The following is a 21,371-nucleotide window of genomic DNA, read 5'->3' on the forward strand; positions in this document are numbered from 1 at the left end:
TCGCTCCCTGAATCTCCGCTTGAACCAGAACAAACCGTACCGCGAACGCGGAACGCCTAAGCCGGACCACGGTTTTGGTGTTCATAGGGAATTTGAAATTCAAACTTGGTGCCTCGCTCCGGCGTGCTCTCGACATGAAATCGAACCTGTTCCCCATAGACCAGAATGAATCTGCGGAACGTGTTGAAAATGCCGGTATGCTTACGGAAATAAGGATCTTTGGTTGCCCCTTTTTCTTGAATCAACTGCCTAAGCCTGTCCAGCACGTCCGCGGATATCCCGGTTCCCGTATCGTATATCACAATCGTCATTGCGTCCGCTTGGGCACGAACCTTGACGGTGAGCTGAAACTCATCGGTGCCCATATACGGACTCCAACCATATTTGATCGCATTCTCGATATAGGGCTGAATGCTGAGCTTCATGACCGGAAAATCGAGAAGCTCGGGAGCGATCTCGAAATGGGCGTGAACGTCTTTGCCGTTACGATAGTAATGGATCTTCAGGAAATTGCGGATGTACGCCATTTCCTCTTTCAGCGTGGCCCATCCATCGTCGCTGCGAATGGTGTATCGCATCATGCGGGAGACGGACTGCACCATATCACCGACGGCCTCGCCATTGTTCCTGACCGCGTAGGATTCGATTGTCTCAAGCGTATTGAACAGAAAGTGAGGATTGATCTGGGCCTGCAGCTGCAGCAGCTCGCGTTCCTTCTCCTTCATGTTGGCCTGATACACTTCGCGCTCCATGAACTGAAGCTTGTCGAGCGTTTGATTGTAGCTATGGATTAAGAATCCGATTTCATCATAGTGGTGCTTCATCGGTACCGGGACGTAGACGCCGCGCCCTAAGCTTTGCATCCCTTTCTTCAGCCTGTACAAGGGCCTAAGTATCCCGCTCATTACAGGAAAGGCGATAATCAAGGCGATTACCAGGCTAAGGGCAGCGATCAGAAGCGTCAGCTGATAGGTTTGCCGAACCCCTTTGTTAATGCTGCTAAGCGGAGCCATCCATACGATCTTCCACTTGCTGCCGGGCAGATCGTCATAGATCGCCTGGTATTCCCGCCCGCCGGATGTGAAAAGAAGCTGCTTGCTCGCCCCGGATCCTTCGAGACTAGCTTGTTGAAAATCTTGCATCAGACCAGTTGTTAATGGCGTTTCGGACACAGTCGTATCGTCTTGCTCGCGGTACAGAATGACTTGCCCTTCCTTGTCCTTCTGATTGCTGCTCAGCATGCTCTTGATTTTCTCTTCATGAATTTCTATGATGAACAAGGCCTCTGTTCGGCCTGTGTCCGTATCCAGAATCGGTCTGATGTAAGAGAATACATTCGCTTTGCTATACAAAATATAAGGCAATAAATGCGGCGCAGTGAGCTCCGGCTTGCTGCTTGCAAATGAAGCTTTGTAGGGATGGTCGGCTGCGAACGAATATGCGGGGTTCAACTGTTTCTGGTACGAATCGAAATATACTTTCCCAATAAGGTCGACGTATAGAACACCGAGCACCTCGGGGTGAAATTGCAGTGAGTTCCGGACTAATGGCCGAAAACGCATCATCTCATTGGCCTGCTCGGTTAATTGGTCGGCAGGGGTATCAAGGAAGTTATGGAAGCTTGCATTAATAAAGAGACCATCGAAAGACTCGTTCAAGGTTTGCAAATAATCAGACAGCTCTTTGGAGACGAATTCAACATACTGCGATGAAATCGAAGCCGAATACTCCGTGCTAGAGCGAAACATAAAGAACTCTGAACTATAACTAACCAAGGATATGGGGATAATCGAAATCAGAATAAGCAGCACGAATAACTTGAACTTCAGTGATAAGCGTTGTACGATACTCTTCAAAAATATATATAAGGACATATACGAGTTCCCCCCTCGTTCGCTTCATTACCTGTATAAGCTTCGATTTAGGATTGCATGAAGGAGCTGGATTTATTATGAAAATCTGTGTCGTTGACGATGAAAGTGAGGTGCGGGTCAGCATTATTCAAAAGCTGACGGCGCTTTTTCCCCATGATAAAGTGTTTAATACGGAGTTTGGATACGAAGCCCTGAAGCGAATTGAGCTTATACAACCCGATCTAGTTTTTCTCGACATTCGAATGCCGGAGCTTGACGGACTGCAGATTCTTCAGCGATTACGTGAGAAATACCCCGCTATTTCTGTGGTCATTATATCAGGGTATGACGATTTTGAATATGCAAGGAGATCGCTCACGCTCGGAGCCAGCGGCTTTTTGCTCAAGCCGGCGGATCGCGGAGAACTGTCGGATATCGTCCTCAAGGTGAAAGGAAAGATGGAGCAGGCCTTTATGAAGGAACTAGGCCAGCTTCTGAACGTCTCGCCGATTCCGCATGTTTCCTTGGAGCAGGTGCAGCCTTTTAATGTCAGCCTGTGGTTTGACGAGCGGGAATGGAAGCATATCGAGCTCGGGGATCGCTCAGTGCTATTGGATCATTATAACTCTCCTCAAGATATTCTTCTAATAGTTACACTGGATTCCGACCTGGTAGGCATCGTCGTGAGAGTGGATTGGGAGCATACGAAGAGCGGCTTCAGAGAGCGGAAACTCTTTTTACCCGTACTGCATTCGCAAATCCGTAATATGAAGGAGCTCCGATTTTTTCAGATGAACGATTCTCCTCTTTCCGGCATTCGTGCCAATCAGAAGGAGTGGGCAAAACAAGCCGCGAAGCATAGTCAGCAAATCGTCCATCAAGCGCTAACCGGCGAGATTTCGGAGCTGGAGGTCGCTTTGGATGCATGGTTTGAATGTTTGACGAATGTAACTTACGATAATCTTCAGAAGGAATGTGCACATCTGATGGCCGTGCTGGATGAAGGTCTTGGCAGGAGTGATGTGATCCTGGTGGATGAAGACACGCTTTATTATTGGCGCGAATGGGTCGGGCGATATCATACGTGGAACGATTTGAAGGACAGGGTTCGTCATATGCTTCTAAACGGCGTCAGGGCGCTTAAAAACCTCGAGCGGCAAGGACGCGATATACCGCAAGCAAGTGACTGGTTTAAGCAGGCGTTGCAGATAATCGAGAGCTCGAGCGTCATGAACATAAACCTAGAGGTCGTGTCGGAAGCGGTAAATGTCCATCCGGTTACGCTAAGCCGCATGTTCAAACAGCAAATGGGCATCACCTTCGTGCGGTTTCTGACTCGCAGAAAAATGCAGCAAGCAAGCGCACTCTTGCTAAACACCAGCAAAAAAGTAAATGAAATATCGGAAGATATCGGGTATGCCGACTACGCGTACTTTAGAAGTCTGTTCAAGAAGGAGTTCGGTTATTCGCCGTCGGAGTTTAGGAAGAAGAATGGTATCTTAACCATACCGGACGAAAGTGAGTAAGAAAGGAAGAGAGGAGAGCCGCGATGGTTAGACCAAGGATTTATATGTTTATCCTATTCATGTTCGCGATTGGCTGCACTGGATGTTCGAGAGAGAGCTCTTATCGTTCAGAGCAGCCGGTCGAATCTTCCGCCACTATGCTGAAGGTTTTATATGCAACGGTAGAAGCGGGCTCCGAGGCGGTCATTAACGCTGCCGAGAATTACGAGCAGCAGACGGGGATCGACGTCGAAGTAAGTACGTTTCCGTATAACAGTCTGCAGGAGAAGGTGTTTACGGAATTGTCCCGGAAGAGTAGCGAATATGACCTCATAGCCGTAGATACCCCGTGGATGCCGAAAATCATTCAATATCTGGAACCGATAACTCCTTACATCCAACAAACGGCATCGACCACGGGAATTGACGATTTCATCGCGAAATTATTTTTGGACACGTCGGTCTATGACAAGGACATGCCGCAAAGGGCGCCACTTGCAATGGATACAGTCAATCTGGATCGCATAACGGCAGCAGGTTTCGATGTTTGGAGCTTGCCGATCCAGTCGAACGTGCTCACCGTCAGCTACCGAAAAGATTTATTCGAGAATGAGGCCAATCGGGTCGCATTCAAGAAAAGGTTTCATCGTGAACTCAACATCCCTTCCACTCTGGACGAATATGAGGACATTGCCAAGTTCTTTACCCGCGATAACAATCAAGATGGGTTGATTGATATGTACGGCACGACTTTGATGGCCGGTAAGCATGAAGCCAATTTTGTCGATTTCAAATCGTTTCTACACATTTTCGGTGGGAAGCTGTTCAATGAGAACCTCGATCCCGTATTCAATTCCGAAAGTGGAGTAAAGGCGCTGGAGACTTACGGAAGCTGGATACTCAAGGACAAAGTGACCTCGCCAGACGTTCTTTCCTATACGTGGGATGAGGTCGAAATCGCTTTTGGTTTTGGACAAGCTGCCATGGGAATGAACGTCCATGATATGAAGCTCCATCCGAATGTGTACGGAGGGCAGGTCGGTTATTTCATGCTTCCCGGCGTGGAGCACGGCGGTACACTAGTGCGCGGACCCCATTTCGGCTCGTGGGGATTAGCTATCAACAAATATTCGGAGCATAAGGAAGAAGCCTATCAATTGGCAAATTATTTGACTAGCGCAGACGTACAGCGCGATTACTTGCGGTTTCGGCAGCACGTGACCCGGAAGTCGGCTTATGCGGCTGCCAAGACTGTACCTGAAGAGTCTGTACGCGAGTATTACGAGGTGCTCGGCCGATCCTTGAACATTGGTGTAGGAAGGCCGCGGATCAAGAATTACGACCAAATATCGGAGACCGTCCAAACGGCTGTGCAGCAGTATTTGACTGGAAAGAAAAATGCAAGGACGGCACTTGATGACGCAGCTGCTAAGGTTGGTAAATTAATGAAAGAAAGTGGCTATTAATGACGGGAAAGATGTTTTGTCTTGACCAATCGGAGGGCTGTGCGATTTAAACATCGCACGGCTCTTCTTTATATTCGGGAGATAACACCACTAAAAAATTCCCCCCTGCAGGTTAAATTCATCATCTTCTTCGCTAATCAGGTTTGCCCTATACTCAAGTTAATCGATTGTTCGTCTGATGCGAATGAATCGATCAACAACTTATAAAGAGTAAGGGGTCTGAATATGAAGAGAAGATTAACATCATCGCTCGCTTTGCTGCTTGTATGCGGCATGACGCTTGTCGGCTGCGGAAACACCGGAAAGAACATGGCGGCAGCGCCGAAGATTCATGAGGGCTACACGGCATTCGGACCGCTGACGATCAATCCGAATATCCCCGATCTGCCGGTTCAAGACATTGGGCCAAACGGCGAGAAAGCGGTATCGGCAAAGAGCCTGCAGCTCTCTGAAGATGAGTTGAAGAAGATCAAGGACGGGAAGTTTAAGGCTGCGATCGTCATGCATTATTCCGGTACCGACTATATGACAGCTGCTGTAGGCGCAATGGAAAATACGTTCGAGAAAATGGGTATTGAAGTTGTCGCGGTAACAGATGCCCAGTTTAAGGCTGAAAAGCAGGTAAACGACATTGAAACGGTTTTGGCGAAAAAACCAGATATTATGATCTCTGTACCTGTCGATGCTGTATCCACCGCAAGCGCATACAAGAAAGCCGTCGATCAAGGTGTGAAGCTGGTGTTCATGGATGGTGCGGCGCAAGGGCTTATCCCTGGCAAGGATTATATCAGTATAGTATCCGGCGACAACTACGGTAACGGTGCGTTAGCCGCAGATATTATGGCGGAGAAGCTAGGCGGGAAGGGCAAGGTCGGCATCGTGTTTCATGATGTGAACTTTTTCGTGACAAAGAACCGTTCCGATGCTTTCGAAGCACGTATTAAAGAAAAGTATCCAGATATTGAAATTGTTGCAAAAGGCGGTATTACTGATCCGAACAAAGGCGAGGAAGTCGCATCGGCTATGCTGACAAGAAACCCGGATATTAACGGTATATTCGCCCCTTGGGACGTTCCGGCAGAGGGCGTTATGGCGGCTGCAAGAACGGCGGGGCGGAGCGATCTGATTGTTACTACAGTCGACCTTGGTACTAACGTAGCATTATCGATCGCTTCCGACGGCATCGTTCGTGGTCTTGGCGCACAGCTTCCGTATGACCAAGGCGTAGCGCAAGCCATTCTGTCCGGATATGCTCTGCTTGGTAAGGAAGCCCCTGCCTATGTCGCATCGCCAGCTATCAAAGTAACCAAAGAAAATGTGCTGGAAAACTGGAAGCTGATCTATGGCTCAGACGCACCGACAAGTGTACAGGATGCAATGAAGAAATAAACATCCCAATTTACGGAGGCTGCTCATTGGCGGCCTCCAAATAAAGAAGGTGAGTGCAGTGGAACAACCCATTCTCGAAATGAAAAATATCTCTAAAGCATTTAATGGCATTAAAGTTCTGAATGATGTTAGCTTTTCGGTGAAACAAGGCGAGGTTCATGCGCTAATGGGCGGGAACGGAGCCGGCAAGTCGACGCTCATGAAGATTCTTACAGGCGTCTACACGGCCGACAAAGGAGACATCGTGATCGAAGGAAAGCCGGTTAGCATTAAAAGCTACGAAGATGCAAGAGCGAATAAAATATCGATGATTTTTCAGGAGTTTAGTTTAATTCCGACACTAACCGTTTCCCAGAATATTTATCTAACCCGTGAAGCCAAAACCTCTTTGGGGCTGCTCGATGACAAAGACAATGCGCGCAAGACCGAAAAGCTGCTCAAAGAACTAGGTGTTGATATAAAACCGTCAGATGTTGTACAGGAGCTCGGAGTCGGATATTGGCAAATGACCGAAATCGCAAAGGCCTTGTCGCAGGAAGCGAAGGTTCTCATCATGGACGAGCCGACCTCATCACTTACGAAGACGGAGACGGAAGTGCTGTTTAAATTCATTAATCAGCTTAAGGCAAAGGGTTACGCGATCATTTATATTTCCCACCGCATGGATGAAATTTTTCAGATCTGTGACCGCATTACTATTTTGCGGGATGGCCGTAAAATCACGACAGAAATTATCAAGGAAACGACGCTTGATTCGGTCATTCAGCATATCGTTGGCGCGGAGTTCGACAAAGCGTTTGAGTGGGTCGAACGCGACTATGCTACCGATGTGCCGCCCGTATTCGAGATTCGGAACGTCACAGCGGGAACGAAGGTTGACAATGTCAGCCTGAAAATCCAGCCCGGTGAAATCATCGGTGTGGCTGGACTCATGGGGAGCGGACGAACAGAGCTGCTGCGTACGATCTTCGGCATTGATCCGATGGACAGCGGCGAAGTTTATGTAAACGGGAAGAAGCAGAAGATTCGAAGCGCAAGGCAAGCGATCGATGCGGGGATTGCCTTAATTCCGGAAGACCGTCGGATGCAGGGACTAGTTTTGCAGCACAGTATCCGTGATAACATGATCCTCCCGATTCTCTCCAAAGTGAAAAAAGGGATGCTGGTCGACAACAAGAAATCCAATGAGATCAGCAAGCGTCTCGTTGAAAGGCTAAACATCAAGACCGACAACATTTTTAAGCAAAGCGGCCTGTTATCCGGCGGTAATCAGCAGAAGATCGTACTGGCCAAGTGGCTTGCCGCGGAACCGGACGTTCTGCTGCTGGACGAACCGACGATCGGCGTCGATATTGGCGCCAAAATTGAAATTATCGATATTGTCCGCGAAATGGCCGCAAACGGCAAAGCGATACTCGTTGTATCTTCAGAGCTCCCGGAGCTTCTCGCACTAAGCGATCGCGTGCTCGTCATGCACGATGGCAGGATCAAACGGGAGATGAAGCGCAAGGATATTCAATCAGAGGAGGAGCTGCAATATGCAATCCAGGGATATTAATGTAACCAAACCGACCCTGACCGGATCGATAAAAGGCTTTCAATGGCGGAACTACATCGTTTATCTGGCCTTCATCGGTGTCTTTATTTATTTCTCAGCTACGTTGTTCGATGACGGATTTCTGACATCGGGTAATTTGCTCAATATCGTGCGGCAAACGGCGACTATTTCATTGATGGGCCTTGCGATGACTTTTGTTATTAGTACGGGTGAAATCGATCTGTCGGTGGGCTCGATCGCCGCTTTATCCTCACTAACGGGCGCGCTTGCCCTTCAATCAGGCTTCGGAATTATCGGCGCACTTGTTGCCGGCGTCGGCACGGGGCTTGCGATCGGTCTTATAAACGGCATGCTCATAACAAAGGCGGCTATTCCTTCCTTTTTAGTAACGTTAGGTTCGATGGGTGCCGTAAAGGGCATGGCGATGTGGATCACGGACACGGCGCCGATTCCGATCATTAATAATCATTTTAATTTCATATTCGGCTCAGGCGATATCGGCCCAATTCCAGTGCTGCTATTATGGGTCGTTGTGTTCACCATCTTCTCGCATGTACTCTTGCGCAAAACTTCGTTCGGCAGACAGACGCTCGCAACCGGCGGTAATGAGAATGCGGCTAAGTTCTCCGGCGTGAAGACTGCGCGCATCAAGCTTCTGGTGTTCCTTGGCACGGGTGTGATGGCTGGTTTGGCAGGACTTCTCTATGCCGGACGTATGAATGCTGGCCGCTTCTCTTTCGGCGAAGGCGATGAGCTGTCCGTCATCGCAGCCGTCATTCTCGGCGGCACCAGCTTGTTCGGAGGTGTCGGAACGATTATCGGGACCGTAGTAGGTGCGCTTATGATCGGTACAATTAACAACGGTCTCATTATCATGGGCCTGGATGTCAGTCAACAAATGATGATCAAGGGTCTCATTATCATCTTGGCCGTCGTATTCGGCAAGAAAGCGGTCAAAAAATGAAAATTAAAATCAAAGCAGGTATTATCGGTACCGGTTTTATTGGACCGGCCCACATCGAAGCCGTACGCAGGCTGGAATTCGTAGAAGTTATAGCTTTGGCCCAGAACGGTGAAGAGAGCGCCAGGATCAAAGCGGAGCAGCTTGGCGTGCCGCTTGCCTACGGTGATTACAAGGATTTGCTCCGCAATCCTGACATTGAAGTCGTACACAACTGTACGCCAAATCATCTGCATAATCAGATCAATCGGGAAATCATAGAGGCAGGCAAGCATGTACTGTCCGAGAAGCCACTAGCCATGTCGAGCTCCGAATCTGCGGAACTGCTGGCACTGGCACGTAAGCATGGGGTCGTTCACGGCGTTAATTTTAACTACCGGCAATATCCAATGATGAAGCAACTGGCCGAAATGGTGAAGCAGGAGGAATTCGGCAGGATCAATGCGGTACACGGCAGCTATCTGCAGGACTGGCTGCTATATGAAACGGATTACAATTGGCGGTTAGATGACAAAACTGGCGGCAGGTCGCGGGCTATCGCGGATATCGGTTCCCATTGGTGCGACACCGTTCAATATGTGACAGGCAAGAAAATCAAGCAAGTATTCGCCGATCTATGGACGGTGCATCCAATACGTAAGAAGCCCGTATCCCAAGCGATCACTTTCGGCGTAAACAAGGGAGAGCAGATTTCGAAATACGAAGATATTTCTGTCCATACGGAGGATTATGCATCGGTCCTTATTCGCTTTGATGATGGAAGCAAGGGAGCCTTTACAGTATCCCAGGTTAGCGCCGGTCGGAAGAATGCGCTTAGCTTTGAATTGAATGGCAGCCGCAAATCCGCCTATTGGAAGCAGGAGGAGCCGGCTAGTTTATGGATAGGCCATCGTGATCGCTTCAACGAGGTGCTGATGGCAGATCCGGCTTTGTTCCTCGAAGAAGCCAGACCTTCCATTCATCACCCTGGCGGGCATACGGAAGGCTGGCCCGATTCGGTGAAGAACATGATGCTGCAATATTACACATTTATTCGGGAAGGCAAAGACCCGCTAAAGGACAAGGCGAACTTCGCGACCTTCGAAGACGGACATCTATCAATGTGTATTATGGAAGCGATTCTTAAGAGCCATAAAGACGAGTGCTGGGTTCAAGTTCAACAATAACGGAGGGAACAGAGATGACGATGAAAGCGGTTGTTTTTCCAGGTGATAAGCAAGTGGAAGTGAAAGAAGTGCCAATTCCAATTCCGGGCAGCGGCGAGGTTCTCATTAAGATGAAGGCATCGGCAATTTGCCGCAGCGACATGAGCCTCTACTACGGCAGCAACCCCGTCGTAGGCGGAGAATCAACGAAATCTGGCTGCATCCATCCTGGTCACGAGCCAGCCGGAGAAATTACACAGACGGGAGACGGGGTTACACGCTTCAAGATCGGCGATCGCGTTGCCGTTTACTTGGCGATCGGCTGCGGCGAGTGCGAGCATTGCAAGAGCGGCTATAAGATGTTTTGTCCGGAATGGAAATGCATCGGCTTCGATACACATGGCGGTGATGCGGATTACGTCGTAGTTCCAGAAGAGAACTGCATGCGTATTCCGGATGAGATGAGCTACCTCGTCGCGGCGGTTTCCACCGATGCGGTCGGTACGCTTTACCACGCACAGAAGCGAATGAACATTAACGGCAGAGACACACTCGTTATTTTCGGTCTAGGGCCGATGGGTGGAGCGGGTGTCATGATTGCTAAGGGCTTAGGCGCAACTGTCATAGCGATCGACATGCTGGATGAACGTCTTGAATTGGCCAAGGAGCTGGGGGCGGATCACGTCATTAATAGCAAAGAAAATGTGCTCGAACGCATTATGGAAATTACGAAAGGCCGCGGGGCGGATGCGGCGATAGATTGCTCCGGCAGTCCGCTTGCTCAAAACACAGCATTGAACTGTCTGCGTGCGCACGGACGTGCAGCTTTTATCGGCGAAGGCCGGGAGCTGACGATCAATCCAAGCAATCAGCTGATCCGCAAGCAAATCACGGTAATGGGCTCTTGGTACTTCCCGATTTTCGAGTACGACGAAATTACACGCTTCATTATCGAGCGTAATCTGCCTGTCGAGAAACTCGTTTCGCATACGTTTAAGCTGGATGAAGCTGCGACCGCATTCCGGATGTTCGATGAGAGATTAACGGAGAAGGCCGTGTTTATCTGGGACTAATACTAATCCGTCCATGTATGATATAAAATCGAGAGGTTGTGTTCAGTGTGAAAGGGATTTCGTTTAATACATGGGTGTACAGCAGCTTTCCGGTTTGGGTACCTTCTTACCCGTTAGAAGAAGTCATTCATCGTCTTGCTTCATTTGGCTACGACGGCATCGAAATCGGCTGCGCTAGCCCGCATGCATGGCCCGATCATGTGTCCGTACAGCGCCGCAAAGAGATTCTCCAGCTGCTGAAGAAGGAAAAGCTGAGTGTTTCATCGCTGCTGCCAGCTCCGGGAGGCGGTCCTGGCCATAATCCAAGCTCGCCGATTGCTGAAGAAAGAGCGTATACGGTTAATCACTACAAAGAAGTGCTGCGTTTGGCTCATGATTGGGAATGTCCGACCGTCATTTACTTGGCGGGCTGGGCCGTATACGGAACCTCGAAGAAGCAGGCATGGGACTACAGTCTAGAAGCGCTCGTCGATGTGGCGCAATACGCGAAGGAGCTTGGCATTACTATAGTCGTTGAACCGACGCCGACTGACAGCAACCTCATCGAATCTGCGGATGACGCACTTCTCCTTAGCGAGCAGTCTGGTCAGGATAACGTTAAGCTCATGTTTGATACGTTCCATGCATTGTACCGCAATGAAGTTGCGAGCGATTATGTGTACCGCATGGCCGATAAGCTTCATCATATTCATCTCTCCGATAGCGACCGGCTTCCGCCAGGTCATGGACGCTGCGACTTCGATGGCGTACTCCGCGCATTGAAGGACGTCGGCTACAAAGGCTATCTTACGTCGGAAATCGGGTTCCATTCGCGTCAATCCGATCCAGACTGGTACGCGAAGCAGAACATTGCCTTCTTGCAGTCCAAACTGGTCGAACTGGATTGGAAGAAAGAGCAATAAGCCATGCCAGCCAGTTGCCGAAATACCACTTGTAATTGGATGTAATGTTTGGCAACAAGAAATAGAAAATGAAATCTATCAATATGGTTTAGAGTTTACTATCTATGAAAAGGAACGAGATCGTTTAGCGCCACTATTGAATAAACTGGACATGCAGATTAAAACAAGCCCTCTTGTTCCCAATTGTAGATTAGTTAAGATGGATAAAATCAATTATTTAAAAAAATATTGTATCTAAAAAGTTACCATATATGGAGTCCCCAAACACGACATATTTATAATAGCTATAAGCTAACGGAATTCGATATCTTCGTAACCACCGGGAAAACAGAATACACCTTGGAAGTGTAAAACGAAGGAATGTATGGGCATTGACCCGTTAAGTTGTGGGAGGGTGAACCTTCATGGATCATGTGGAGTATGCGTGCAGTAGAGACAGTCTTGGAAATATTTCCTGAGTGTTCCTCTATTTCCGCATGCCCAGCATACCACTTTAACCGGCATCAACAGCGTCGCTACCTGAGATGGATTTGATCCAAGGTAACGAAATCCTGCGAATGAGTGAGTATATGTGAGATATACCCATAAAATTTAGGGATGGGTAACGATACTTCAGTACCACCTTATAGAATCCGCATTTATTGCGGGTTCTTTTTTTAATGATTAGATTATTCAAGAGTAAAACAGGGAGCATAGTTACACAGCGAGATTTCTTTCCTGAAATTATGAAAACAAGAGTAACTTTCTTACGAATGGGTAAAAATGGAGTATGTCCAATACAGTCATAACTAGGAGAGTGATTTATGAAGGCAGTTACATTTCAGGGAGTAAAAGATATCCAGGTGAAGCAGGTTGAGGATCCGACAATCAAGAAGAAGGATGATATTATTGTCCGTATCACTTCCACTGCTATTTGTGGGTCTGATCTACATATATATCAGGGTGCGTTACCCACTCACAAAGATTATGTAATCGGTCATGAGCCTATGGGTATAGTAGAAGAAGTTGGTTCGGAAGTGACTAAAGTGAAAAAGGGCGACCGCGTCGTCTTGCCGTTTAACATTTCATGTGGGACTTGTCAATATTGTTTACATGATCAAGAAAGCCAGTGTGATAACTCTAATTTAAATCCTGCTATAGACACAGGTGGTTATTTTGGTTTTACCGAACGATACGGAAATTATCCTGGTGGACAAGCAGAGTACCTTCATGTACCTTACGGGAATTTCATGCCGTTCGTAATTCCTGAGTCCTGTGAGCTTGAAGATGAAGCTTTGCTCTTCATGTCAGATGTTCTGCCGACGGCTTATTGGAGCGTGGAAAATTCTGGCGTAAAGAAAGGGGATACCGTTGTCGTTCTCGGTTGCGGTCCAATCGGCTTAATGACGCAGAAATTTGCATGGATGAAGGGTGCTAAAAGAGTAATTGCGATAGATAATCTTACTTATCGTTTAAATCGTGCCAAACAAATGAACAATGTTGAAACGTATAACTTTGAAGAGCATGATGATATAGGTGATTATATCAAAGAAATCACACAAGGCGGAGCGGAAGTTGTCATTGATGCTGTTGGCATGGACGGCAAAAAGTCCGTTATAGAAGCCATTGAACAGAAGTTGAAGCTGCAAGGCGGCACACTCAGCGCAATTCAAATCGCTCTCAAGGCAGTCAGGAAATTCGGTACGATCCAGCTTACTGGGGTTTACGGTTCATTATATAACATGTTCCCACTCGGCAATATTTTTGAACGAAACATTACGTTGAAAATGGGGCAAGCACCAGTTATCCACTATATGCCGCTTCTTTTTGAAAAGATTACAGCAGGAGAATTTGATCCCACGGAGATCATTTCACATCGTATTCCTCTAGATAAGGCAAGCGATGCATATAAAATATTCAATGACCGTGAGGATGAGTGCATCAAGGTGGTACTAAAACCATAATTATTGTGTGTAATTAGTATTTCGATTGTTTAAAAAATCACCGATCGATGTAATTGATCGGTGATTTTTTTAAATCGTTAATCTTGATTTAACATGAATAATAAGATCCGCGTGCTGTATGAATTTTTTATTTTAAGGATATATGTACTTGTCCATCAAAGCTGATAAGATAATGTTCAAGAAAAATGAAAAATTAGATTGAGAAAAACGTTTATTTATAATCAACGTAACGGTGGACAACATTACTAGTATGATTTTGTTAATGGACCAATTTGGGCGAATCCTTATTTCAACAATAATGGACAAGCTATGTCTAGAGACTATTACAAGGGGACAGGATTTCAATTATCGGTGCATAATCAAACTCTTATCGATACAATAATTGAGGGTCTAATATTGCTTACTTTCGTAAATGTAAAGTAATTCTAAACAGGATGGGTGTTATAAGCTGGAGAAATGATTAAAGTGTTATCTTTATCTGAAGAGGAAGCTATTGGAAGGTTAAATAGGCACTGGAGCCAAAATGAAAATCCTTTTGATGACGGCCATTTGTTTTTTACCTACCAAGAGATATAATCTATATTTTTTAGTGCAATTAAATCATTTTGTGCGCATGTGAGTATAACAACTCTATGTGGCTTATTTTTTTATAAAAGTTTTTACTCAATCCATATAGATGTATCGATATTTCCTCAAACAGTCTTTGAAGAAATACACAGACTCTAAACATGTATTTCAACAAGCTGTCTCCCATCTCCAATGTTAGAGTCTGAAAATGTTAATAGAATGATGATTGTAATGCGGACCACCCTTCGGGGTGGTTTTTTTGTGATAAAGAACTCATAACAGCCTTGTTATTATGAAGGCATATCGAAAGTTCATTAATATTTACTCTTAATGCAGCCGATTTCAAACTGGGAAAAACAGAAGCTAAAACAGATGCTATTTACTAGCCACACTATTGGAATTTTAAAATAAATGGAGAAACATTCTATCGAACTGGAATCGTCGACAAAACAGTACATTACGGTGATGACTATGTTTTACTCCTTATAAAAAAGCTATGTTAAATCCAAATGTTGAATCCGACCAGATAAAAACCGCCTTTGTAAAAAAGGTCGGCTACTCAACTAATGGGTAGCCTCCTACACGATTCTTACCCACACAAAAGCCTTAATGTGCTGCACTTTTCTGCCCTTATTTTCGTCCCTAGCCACTACAATACACAAATTCACAAATCCAGCATTGACAGTGATGGGGTCCTTTATTATACTTTCATTACACACGGTGTGCAGTAAGTGATCTTGGTGTAATGCGAAATGAAAATGAGAGGATGGCAAGCACGGATGATAACATCACAGAAGCCAGCTTCCCGCCCCTGGGTAAAGTGGATTTTAATTCCGGTCTATCTGCTAATGATATATCCGCTTAAATTACGAAGGTGGCTTTACCGCTATCAGCCAGAACCTGTGGAGCAGCGTTATGGCGAACCAGGGCTGCATCGTAGCAGAAGTGTGGTAATTAAGGCAGAGGATGGGAATCCGCAATACAAAATCTATTGCCCGGAGGAGATGGACGAAGCTTGTCCTGTTATTGTTTGGGGCAATGGCTCGGATGCTCAGCCTGAGAATTATGATGCGCTGCTGCTTCATTTGGCGACGTGGGGCTTTGTTGTAATCGACAGCTATTGCCGTCATACGGGTACAGGCCGGGAAGTTGCAGATACGGTGCGTTATACCCTGCAGGAGAATGCTAATCCTGCAAGCCCTTTTTATCGCAAGCTGCTGATCGATCGCATTGGTGCAGTGGGTCATTCCCAAGGCGCCACAGGGGTTCTGAATGCAGGGAATTATCTGGATGAGCCGCTTCAGACGGTGGTTACGATTGCGCTGCCTGCTCAGATGTGGTGTGAACCCAAGGATATTTATGAGATCGAAACGCAAACTGCTGCATTATTTTTCATGGCGGGAACGCATGACTTTATGATCTCGCCAAAATCCTCCAATCGGAGTGCCTACGCTGCGGTTCGATCAGGCCAAGCAGCTGTTATGGCGATGACGAGGGCGGCACATCATCTAGAGAGCATGGGGCAGGGCGGCATGCATAGAGGTTATTTGACCGCATGGCTGCGTTATCGGTTGGCTGATGATTCAGATGCAGCGGCAGCTTTTTCTGGAGAGCATCCGGAGCTGTACCGCAATAAAGGCTGGAGCGGTGTCCATTCACAAGGACTGAAGGCTGTTAATTATGAGAGAAGAGGGGAATTAGCATGCAAAGGCTGAAGCGAACATTCTTTTTTATTGTTGCAGTGGCAGTCCTTTCCATTGTCTTTGTCAGCCGTAAGGTTTTCAAAAGACCAAGCCAAAAGAATAGCTTCCGTGATACGAAACCGGGCAAGTGGAACAAGGTAAAGCTTAGCAAGCAGACAATGGCCACTGATGGTTCAACGTTTTGCTTGTATACCCGCAAAGGCAGCAGCCGAAATTTGATGGTCTATTTCTGCGGGGGCGGGGCCTGCTGGGATGCAGAGACAGCGAAGATCCCGTTGTCCCTGCGTTCTTATCTCAAGTACGGGCAATTTGGCTATTATTTCGCCCGAATTCCGTTCTATATCTTTAATATGCACCGTGGGATCTTCGATCAACGTCCAGACAACCCGTTCTCCGAGTGGAATGTCGTCTTCATTCCTTATGTCTCTGCTGACTTTCATACCGGCAACGCTGCAGTTACTTACAGCGATGAGAAGGGAAAGAAGGTGCGGCATATCCGTCATAATGGCAGGAATAATGTGGAGGAAGCGCTGCAATGGGTGTATGCTAATTTCGACACACCGGAAAAGCTTCTGATTACAGGCTCCAGTGCTGGTGGGTTTGGTTCAGCCTTCTATGCCAGTGACATTGCGAGCCATTATGCGGATGCAGAAATCTATCATCTCTCTGACAGCTCCTTTCTTGCTACCGAGCAATGGCCGAGTATTGTAAACAAGCAGTGGAATACTGATTTCACACGCCAGTTCGCATTTCCGATGGAGACAGATATGATTGGGGCGGCGTTCCGCCACAATGCGAAGGCCATGCCTGCTCATGCTGTGCTCATGCATGCTTGTACGATTAATGACAAGGTGCTCACCTCATTCCAGAACCGTCTTAATGGCAAAGGAGACGATATTGACCCGCAAAGTTTGGAGGCATGGAGCCAGCAGTTTCGAGCGGCTACCCGCCAGCTTGACGAACAACTGCCTAATTTTTATTATTTTCTTACAGAATACGGCTATGATAAGGAGAATCACACGACTCCGCATACGCTGCTGCCGATGCAAGCTTTCTATGAGGCAGAGGAGGAAGGGCAGAAATTAGTGGCATGGATGGATAGCATTATTCACAAGCAAGAACGCAGCTCTCGAGGCACACGCTTCCTGCATAACGATGCAGAAGCGAGCCCGAGTGCTGCCGAAGAGCTTAGCACTACAGGATAGGGGAGCACATGATGAAGCTTAGAGAGAAACAACTGCAGCTTACCAGAGAAATGATTAAAGAGGCGGCGCTGGCCGCCTTTTGCGAGAAGGGGATTGAGGGTGCGGATTTGGTACTCGTTGCTACCCGCTCAGGCGCGTCCAGACGTACCTTGTACCATCATTTTAAGGATAAGGAGGAACTGGCCACAGAAGTGTATGTAGATAATCTGAAGCACATGTTCGGACGCTTGCTGGTGGAGTTCGATTTTAAATCACCGCGTGCTTCAATTGAAGCTATTCTCGACAAGTATTTGTGGTTAAGAGAGCACCAGCCAGATCTTCTCTATTATGATTCGCTCTTTAGTGTGTATTACGCGAGTATGGGCAAGAATCCGGCGGAACTGGAGGCATTCAAGGAGCTGATCAGCGAGGAGACACGCTTGTCGATGAGTGCTTTTGCCACTGAGCGCGCAGCCGAAATTCCTAATGATGAGAAGTTGGCTTGGATCGAACGGACGCGAATGATTACACATTTGTACTTCATTTATTTACAAAAGTCTGTCTTGATTTGCCGGCAGAACGGTGACGCAACCAAGGCAGAAGAGCTGGAGCAGAATGCGCGTTATAAGGATTTTCTGCTTAGCCTATGGGAAAGGCAATGAATACACAGCGCAGAAGCAAGCTTCGAAATACGATGCGATTCAAACTCATTGTGGGCGTAGCCGCTATTTTGGTTCCGCTCATTGTGCTGCTCAATTTCAACCAATATTATGCCGCTCAAGTAGTACGTAAGCAAGTCGCTGAGAGCAATCAGAGCTTTATCACCCTCTATATGAATCAAATTGATGGGCTGCTCGATGAAATCGACAGCTTCTTAATTAACATGGTGGCTTCTGATCCAAACCTGCTGCTGCTCGACCGAAGGCAGCCAGAAGCAGAGACGGCACTGCTAAAGGTACAATTGTCCAAGCAGCTATGGAACGAAAACTCCCGTAATGGAGCAGTGGACGGTTTTTTTATTTATAGCACACTAGATGCAAGCTTCATAGAAGCATTCAGTCCACGCCCATCTTATATGGAAAGAGTAGCAGTATCCGATGAGGTTACCCGTAAGCTGAATGCGTCCCCCACACAGTCTGAGCTTGGGGGGCGTGACTGGCTTGTACAACAGATCGATGGCAGCTACTATATTCTCCGCTTGATTCAGGCAGCTCCCAATACTTATGTTGGCGCCTGGGTCAAGGCGGACACACTTCTCATTCCGTTTAACCTGATTAATTTAGGCGAGAGCGGTTTTTCGCTATTTTCTACTGAAGCTGGAGAGCCTATGCTGCATGCTGAAGTGGTTCGCGAAAAACAAATTGATTTAAGCTTTGCCTCTGGTGGATATAGCTTATCAGGTGGTCCGGAACGTTATCTCACGGTAGGTGAACGATCTCGGCATGGTGGTTTCCGACTGGTTGCGCTTATACCGGAGCAAGATATTTTGAAAGGTTTTTTCAATCTCTGGAGCTGGAATAGATTTGTCTCTGTGGGTTCTATATTGCTGATTCCCTTGAGTTTGGGGCTGCTTCGCAAGATGATTTTGCTCCCGATCAGAAGACTGCTATCTGCCATGAATCGAATCGGTGAAGGGCATATGCAAGGGATTCCAGAAGCTAAAGCCTCAACCGAAGAATTTCGCGTCGTTAACGATCATTTTAACCAAATGCTTTCCCACATTAGAGAGCTAAAAATCCATGTTTATGAGGAACAATTAAGCAAACAGCAGGCGGAGCTTAGGCAGCTGCAGACAACGATTAATCCACATTTTTATTTGAACTCCCTCAACATGCTGCACAGTTTGGCTGCTGTACGCAATTATGAATTAATCCAGGAGATGTCGCGTTGTCTCTCGGACTATTTCCGTTACATTTTCCGTAGTCATGTCTCACTCGTCTCACTCGGGGATGAACTGATGCATATGCGCAATTATATACGTATTCAGGAGCTGCGGTTTCCAGATCAGCTGAGCAGTGAAATTGAGGTTCCATCTTATCTACTGAACTTCGCTATACCCCCGCTTGTGATTCAAACCTTTGTGGAGAATGCCATCAAGCACGCCTTTACGCTGGAAGCGCCATTCCGGCTCTCGATTCATGGAAAGCTGGAATCAGATGGTCAGCTGCCTCGCATTCTACTAGTTATTGAGGATACCGGAGAAGGATTTACCCCAGAGCTGCTGCAGCTCTTAAATGAGAAGAGGAACTTGGAGCGGGAGGACGGGAGCAGGCATGGCATCTGGAATGCATGGCGCAGACTGGAGCTATTGTATGGCGGAAAAGCCGACCTTACCTTTCGTAATCTTCATTCAGGCGGGGCTCGAGTCGAAGTTCGTTTACCCATGAAGTCATTCCCGGAAGGAGAGGAGGGCACGCCATGCTGAACGTGCTAATCGTAGATGATGAGATTCATTTTGTGAAAGCGGTTAAAAAAATGGTGGACTGGCTGCAGCTTGGTATTTCCAACGTTTATGTTGCTTACAATCCGACTGCGGCGGAGCGGATTTTTGAGGTACAGGAGATTCATATTCTGCTATGCGATATTGAAATGCCGCAGCGGAGCGGACTAGAGCTGCTGAAGTGGATGCGGGAGAAGGGAATTCGCACCGTTCCTGTGCTGATGACCTGCCATGCGGATTTTCATTACGCCCAAGAAGCCGTACGTCTGGGCTGCTCCAATTATTTGTTGAAGCCGCTGACCAAGGAGGAGCTGGAAGCAGCACTTTGCAAGGCGGCAGACGCTGTGAAGCGCGAGCAAGAACTGGCGGATGCGCAGCGGGTTAAGAACTGGTGGTCGCGGCAGCAGGATATAAATCGCGAGCGCTTCTGGCTGGATGTTCTGAATGAAACCATTCCGGCAGTGAGTGGGATTTTTGCAGAGGAAGCGGAGACAAGGCAAGTATCTCTCCCTGCGGACTCATTGGTTCTGCCAGTGTTAATGATCATACGTGGTTGGCAGCAGGACTTCTTGGTCAGAGATCGGAAGCTGCTGGAATATGGGCTCAAGAACGCAGGCAAAGAGATGCTGGGAAGGTTTACGTTAGGCAGTGTCGTTGTACCTGCCGGGAATGACGCTTGGTTGCTTATTATGCCTATGGAACAGGAACAGCTAGAGAACGGACTTGCCATCATGTGTAACCGTTTGATTGAGTTTTGTCGTATCCATTTATACTGTGAATTGTATTGCTATGGGGGACGGCCAGTACAAGGACATGAACTCCCTGCTCTGCTGGCTCAATTACACAATTTAGACAGAGACAATGTGACCGGAATCCATTATGTAGCTCTGAATGAGGCAAAGTGTCTTGCAGCAGCGCCTCCAGCTCTGCCAGATATGAGTGGCTGGGCAGCGATGATGAGGCAAGGCGTGAAGGAGAGACTGCTGGAAGAAGCGAGAGCTTGCATCCATGGACTGCGGGATCATACGGGAATAGATGGCGATTATTTGCGTGCGCTGAAGGAGAATTTTTTGCAAATGGCCCATGCAGTCCTGCAGCAGCAAGGGGTTCAGGCACATCTCATGTTCTGTGATGGGGAAAGCTTGCGTCTGGCGGAAGCAGCTTCCCGTTCGCTTACCGATCTGGAGCGCTGGCTTGCCCATGTCATTATGAAGGCTATGAATACCACACATCCGTCCTCGATTAGCGATGTGATTGAACGGGCGACACGCTATATTGTATCCAATCTGGATCAGAATCTGTCCAGAGAAACGACAGCGAACCACGTATACTTGCACCCGGACTATTTGACCCGCTTATTTAAAAAAGAGCTGTGCTGTACGATTCCAGAGTATATTTTGCATGAGAGAATCAAGTTGGCTAGTCAGCTGCTTATTCATTCTGAGCTTCCTGTAAGCGCCGTGGCGATGGCTACGGGCTATTCAAACTTTTCTCATTTTGCAAAGTTGTTCAAGAATCAGTCAGGCTTAAGCCCAATCGAGTTTCGCCAGCACGGACGAGGTGCCTCCCTTGCAAAGTCGAAATGACGTCAGTTAAAGGTCGAATCTGAAGCAGAGGATGCGGTCCTCTTCCCGCTATAATGGCAAGAGAAAGCCAAATGATCAAGCCAGGGGGAAAACAAA

General features: G+C 47.4%; 15 protein-coding genes. 14 read left to right on the forward strand and 1 reads right to left on the reverse strand.

Annotation, left to right across the window (positions count from 1 at the left end; translation table 11 throughout):
• Nucleotides 1-56 precede the first annotated feature (56 nt).
• A complete protein-coding gene (locus BK120_RS00225) occupies nucleotides 57-1,874 on the reverse strand; it encodes a cache domain-containing sensor histidine kinase (protein ID WP_076265473.1) in 1,818 nt (605 codons plus the stop codon).
• A gap of 77 nt (nucleotides 1,875-1,951) precedes the next feature.
• Between BK120_RS00225 and BK120_RS00230 the strand changes: the two genes are divergently transcribed.
• The 14 genes from BK120_RS00230 to BK120_RS00295 all read left to right on the forward strand — a co-directional run bounded on the left by BK120_RS00230 (nucleotide 1,952) and on the right by BK120_RS00295 (nucleotide 21,275).
• On the forward strand, nucleotides 1,952-3,379 hold the full coding sequence (locus tag BK120_RS00230) for a response regulator (RefSeq protein ID WP_076265474.1): 1,428 nt from the start codon (nucleotides 1,952-1,954) through the stop codon (nucleotides 3,377-3,379).
• A 23-nt stretch (nucleotides 3,380-3,402) separates the two neighbouring features.
• Nucleotides 3,403-4,824, forward strand: a complete 1,422-nt coding sequence (locus BK120_RS00235; RefSeq protein WP_076265475.1) for an ABC transporter substrate-binding protein — start codon at nucleotides 3,403-3,405, stop codon at nucleotides 4,822-4,824.
• A gap of 225 nt (nucleotides 4,825-5,049) precedes the next feature.
• Nucleotides 5,050-6,213 carry a substrate-binding domain-containing protein gene (locus BK120_RS00240; protein WP_076265476.1) on the forward strand — a complete coding sequence of 388 codons (1,164 nt, stop codon included), beginning with the start codon at nucleotides 5,050-5,052 and terminating at the stop codon, nucleotides 6,211-6,213.
• 58 nt (nucleotides 6,214-6,271) lie between these two features.
• Nucleotides 6,272-7,771, forward strand: a complete 1,500-nt coding sequence (locus tag BK120_RS00245) for a sugar ABC transporter ATP-binding protein (protein WP_179089711.1) — start codon at nucleotides 6,272-6,274, stop codon at nucleotides 7,769-7,771.
• The gene (locus BK120_RS00250; RefSeq protein ID WP_076265477.1) at nucleotides 7,752-8,735 is read left to right on the forward strand and encodes an ABC transporter permease; all 984 of its coding nucleotides are present in this window, start codon (nucleotides 7,752-7,754) and stop codon (nucleotides 8,733-8,735) included. The genes BK120_RS00245 and BK120_RS00250 overlap by 20 nt, the downstream gene beginning before the upstream one ends.
• The gene (locus BK120_RS00255) at nucleotides 8,732-9,898 is read left to right on the forward strand and encodes a Gfo/Idh/MocA family protein (RefSeq protein WP_076265478.1); all 1,167 of its coding nucleotides are present in this window, start codon (nucleotides 8,732-8,734) and stop codon (nucleotides 9,896-9,898) included. Before BK120_RS00250 ends, BK120_RS00255 begins: the two co-directional genes overlap by 4 nt.
• Nucleotides 9,899-9,912: 14 nt before the next feature.
• Nucleotides 9,913-10,950: a zinc-dependent alcohol dehydrogenase family protein gene (locus tag BK120_RS00260; RefSeq protein ID WP_083681443.1), complete on the forward strand. Its 1,038-nt coding sequence runs from the start codon at nucleotides 9,913-9,915 to the stop codon at nucleotides 10,948-10,950.
• A 47-nt stretch (nucleotides 10,951-10,997) separates the two neighbouring features.
• Entirely contained in the window at nucleotides 10,998-11,852 is an 855-nt protein-coding gene (locus BK120_RS00265; protein ID WP_076265479.1) for a sugar phosphate isomerase/epimerase family protein, read from the forward strand.
• Between the two features lie 803 nt (nucleotides 11,853-12,655).
• Nucleotides 12,656-13,795, forward strand: coding sequence for a zinc-dependent alcohol dehydrogenase (locus BK120_RS00270; RefSeq protein WP_076265480.1), 1,140 nt, complete (start codon nucleotides 12,656-12,658; stop codon nucleotides 13,793-13,795).
• Nucleotides 13,796-15,141: 1,346 nt separating this feature from the next.
• Nucleotides 15,142-16,077, forward strand: coding sequence for a poly(ethylene terephthalate) hydrolase family protein (locus tag BK120_RS00275; protein WP_076265481.1), 936 nt, complete (start codon nucleotides 15,142-15,144; stop codon nucleotides 16,075-16,077).
• Nucleotides 16,065-17,270, forward strand: a complete 1,206-nt coding sequence (locus BK120_RS00280; protein ID WP_076265482.1) for a pectin acetylesterase-family hydrolase — start codon at nucleotides 16,065-16,067, stop codon at nucleotides 17,268-17,270. Before BK120_RS00275 ends, BK120_RS00280 begins: the two co-directional genes overlap by 13 nt.
• Nucleotides 17,271-17,278: 8 nt before the next feature.
• Nucleotides 17,279-17,911, forward strand: a complete 633-nt coding sequence (locus tag BK120_RS00285) for a TetR/AcrR family transcriptional regulator (RefSeq protein ID WP_083681445.1) — start codon at nucleotides 17,279-17,281, stop codon at nucleotides 17,909-17,911.
• A complete protein-coding gene (locus tag BK120_RS00290; protein ID WP_076266072.1) occupies nucleotides 17,908-19,674 on the forward strand; it encodes a sensor histidine kinase in 1,767 nt (588 codons plus the stop codon). Before BK120_RS00285 ends, BK120_RS00290 begins: the two co-directional genes overlap by 4 nt.
• Entirely contained in the window at nucleotides 19,668-21,275 is a 1,608-nt protein-coding gene (locus BK120_RS00295; RefSeq protein ID WP_076265484.1) for a response regulator transcription factor, read from the forward strand. The genes BK120_RS00290 and BK120_RS00295 overlap by 7 nt, the downstream gene beginning before the upstream one ends.
• The last annotated feature ends 96 nt before the right edge of the window (nucleotides 21,276-21,371 follow it).

The sequence above is a fragment of the Paenibacillus sp. FSL A5-0031 genome (assembly GCF_001956295.1).
Taxonomy (GTDB): domain Bacteria; phylum Bacillota; class Bacilli; order Paenibacillales; family Paenibacillaceae; genus Pristimantibacillus.

Bases quoted from the DNA above. Each gene is read 5' to 3' on its own strand.
- BK120_RS00225 (WP_076265473.1), bottom strand. From the start codon at position 1,874: ATGTCCTTATATATATTTTTGAAGAGTATCGTACAACGCTTATCACTG.
- BK120_RS00230 (WP_076265474.1), top strand. From the start codon at position 1,952: ATGAAAATCTGTGTCGTTGACGATGAAAGTGAGGTGCGGGTCAGCATT.
- BK120_RS00235 (WP_076265475.1), top strand. From the start codon at position 3,403: ATGGTTAGACCAAGGATTTATATGTTTATCCTATTCATGTTCGCGATT.
- BK120_RS00240 (WP_076265476.1), top strand. From the start codon at position 5,050: ATGAAGAGAAGATTAACATCATCGCTCGCTTTGCTGCTTGTATGCGGC.
- BK120_RS00250 (WP_076265477.1), top strand. From the start codon at position 7,752: ATGCAATCCAGGGATATTAATGTAACCAAACCGACCCTGACCGGATCG.
- BK120_RS00255 (WP_076265478.1), top strand. From the start codon at position 8,732: ATGAAAATTAAAATCAAAGCAGGTATTATCGGTACCGGTTTTATTGGA.
- BK120_RS00260 (WP_083681443.1), top strand. From the start codon at position 9,913: ATGACGATGAAAGCGGTTGTTTTTCCAGGTGATAAGCAAGTGGAAGTG.
- BK120_RS00270 (WP_076265480.1), top strand. From the start codon at position 12,656: ATGAAGGCAGTTACATTTCAGGGAGTAAAAGATATCCAGGTGAAGCAG.
- BK120_RS00275 (WP_076265481.1), top strand. From the start codon at position 15,142: ATGATAACATCACAGAAGCCAGCTTCCCGCCCCTGGGTAAAGTGGATT.
- BK120_RS00280 (WP_076265482.1), top strand. From the start codon at position 16,065: ATGCAAAGGCTGAAGCGAACATTCTTTTTTATTGTTGCAGTGGCAGTC.
- BK120_RS00285 (WP_083681445.1), top strand. From the start codon at position 17,279: ATGATGAAGCTTAGAGAGAAACAACTGCAGCTTACCAGAGAAATGATT.
- BK120_RS00290 (WP_076266072.1), top strand. From the start codon at position 17,908: ATGAATACACAGCGCAGAAGCAAGCTTCGAAATACGATGCGATTCAAA.
- BK120_RS00295 (WP_076265484.1), top strand. From the start codon at position 19,668: ATGCTGAACGTGCTAATCGTAGATGATGAGATTCATTTTGTGAAAGCG.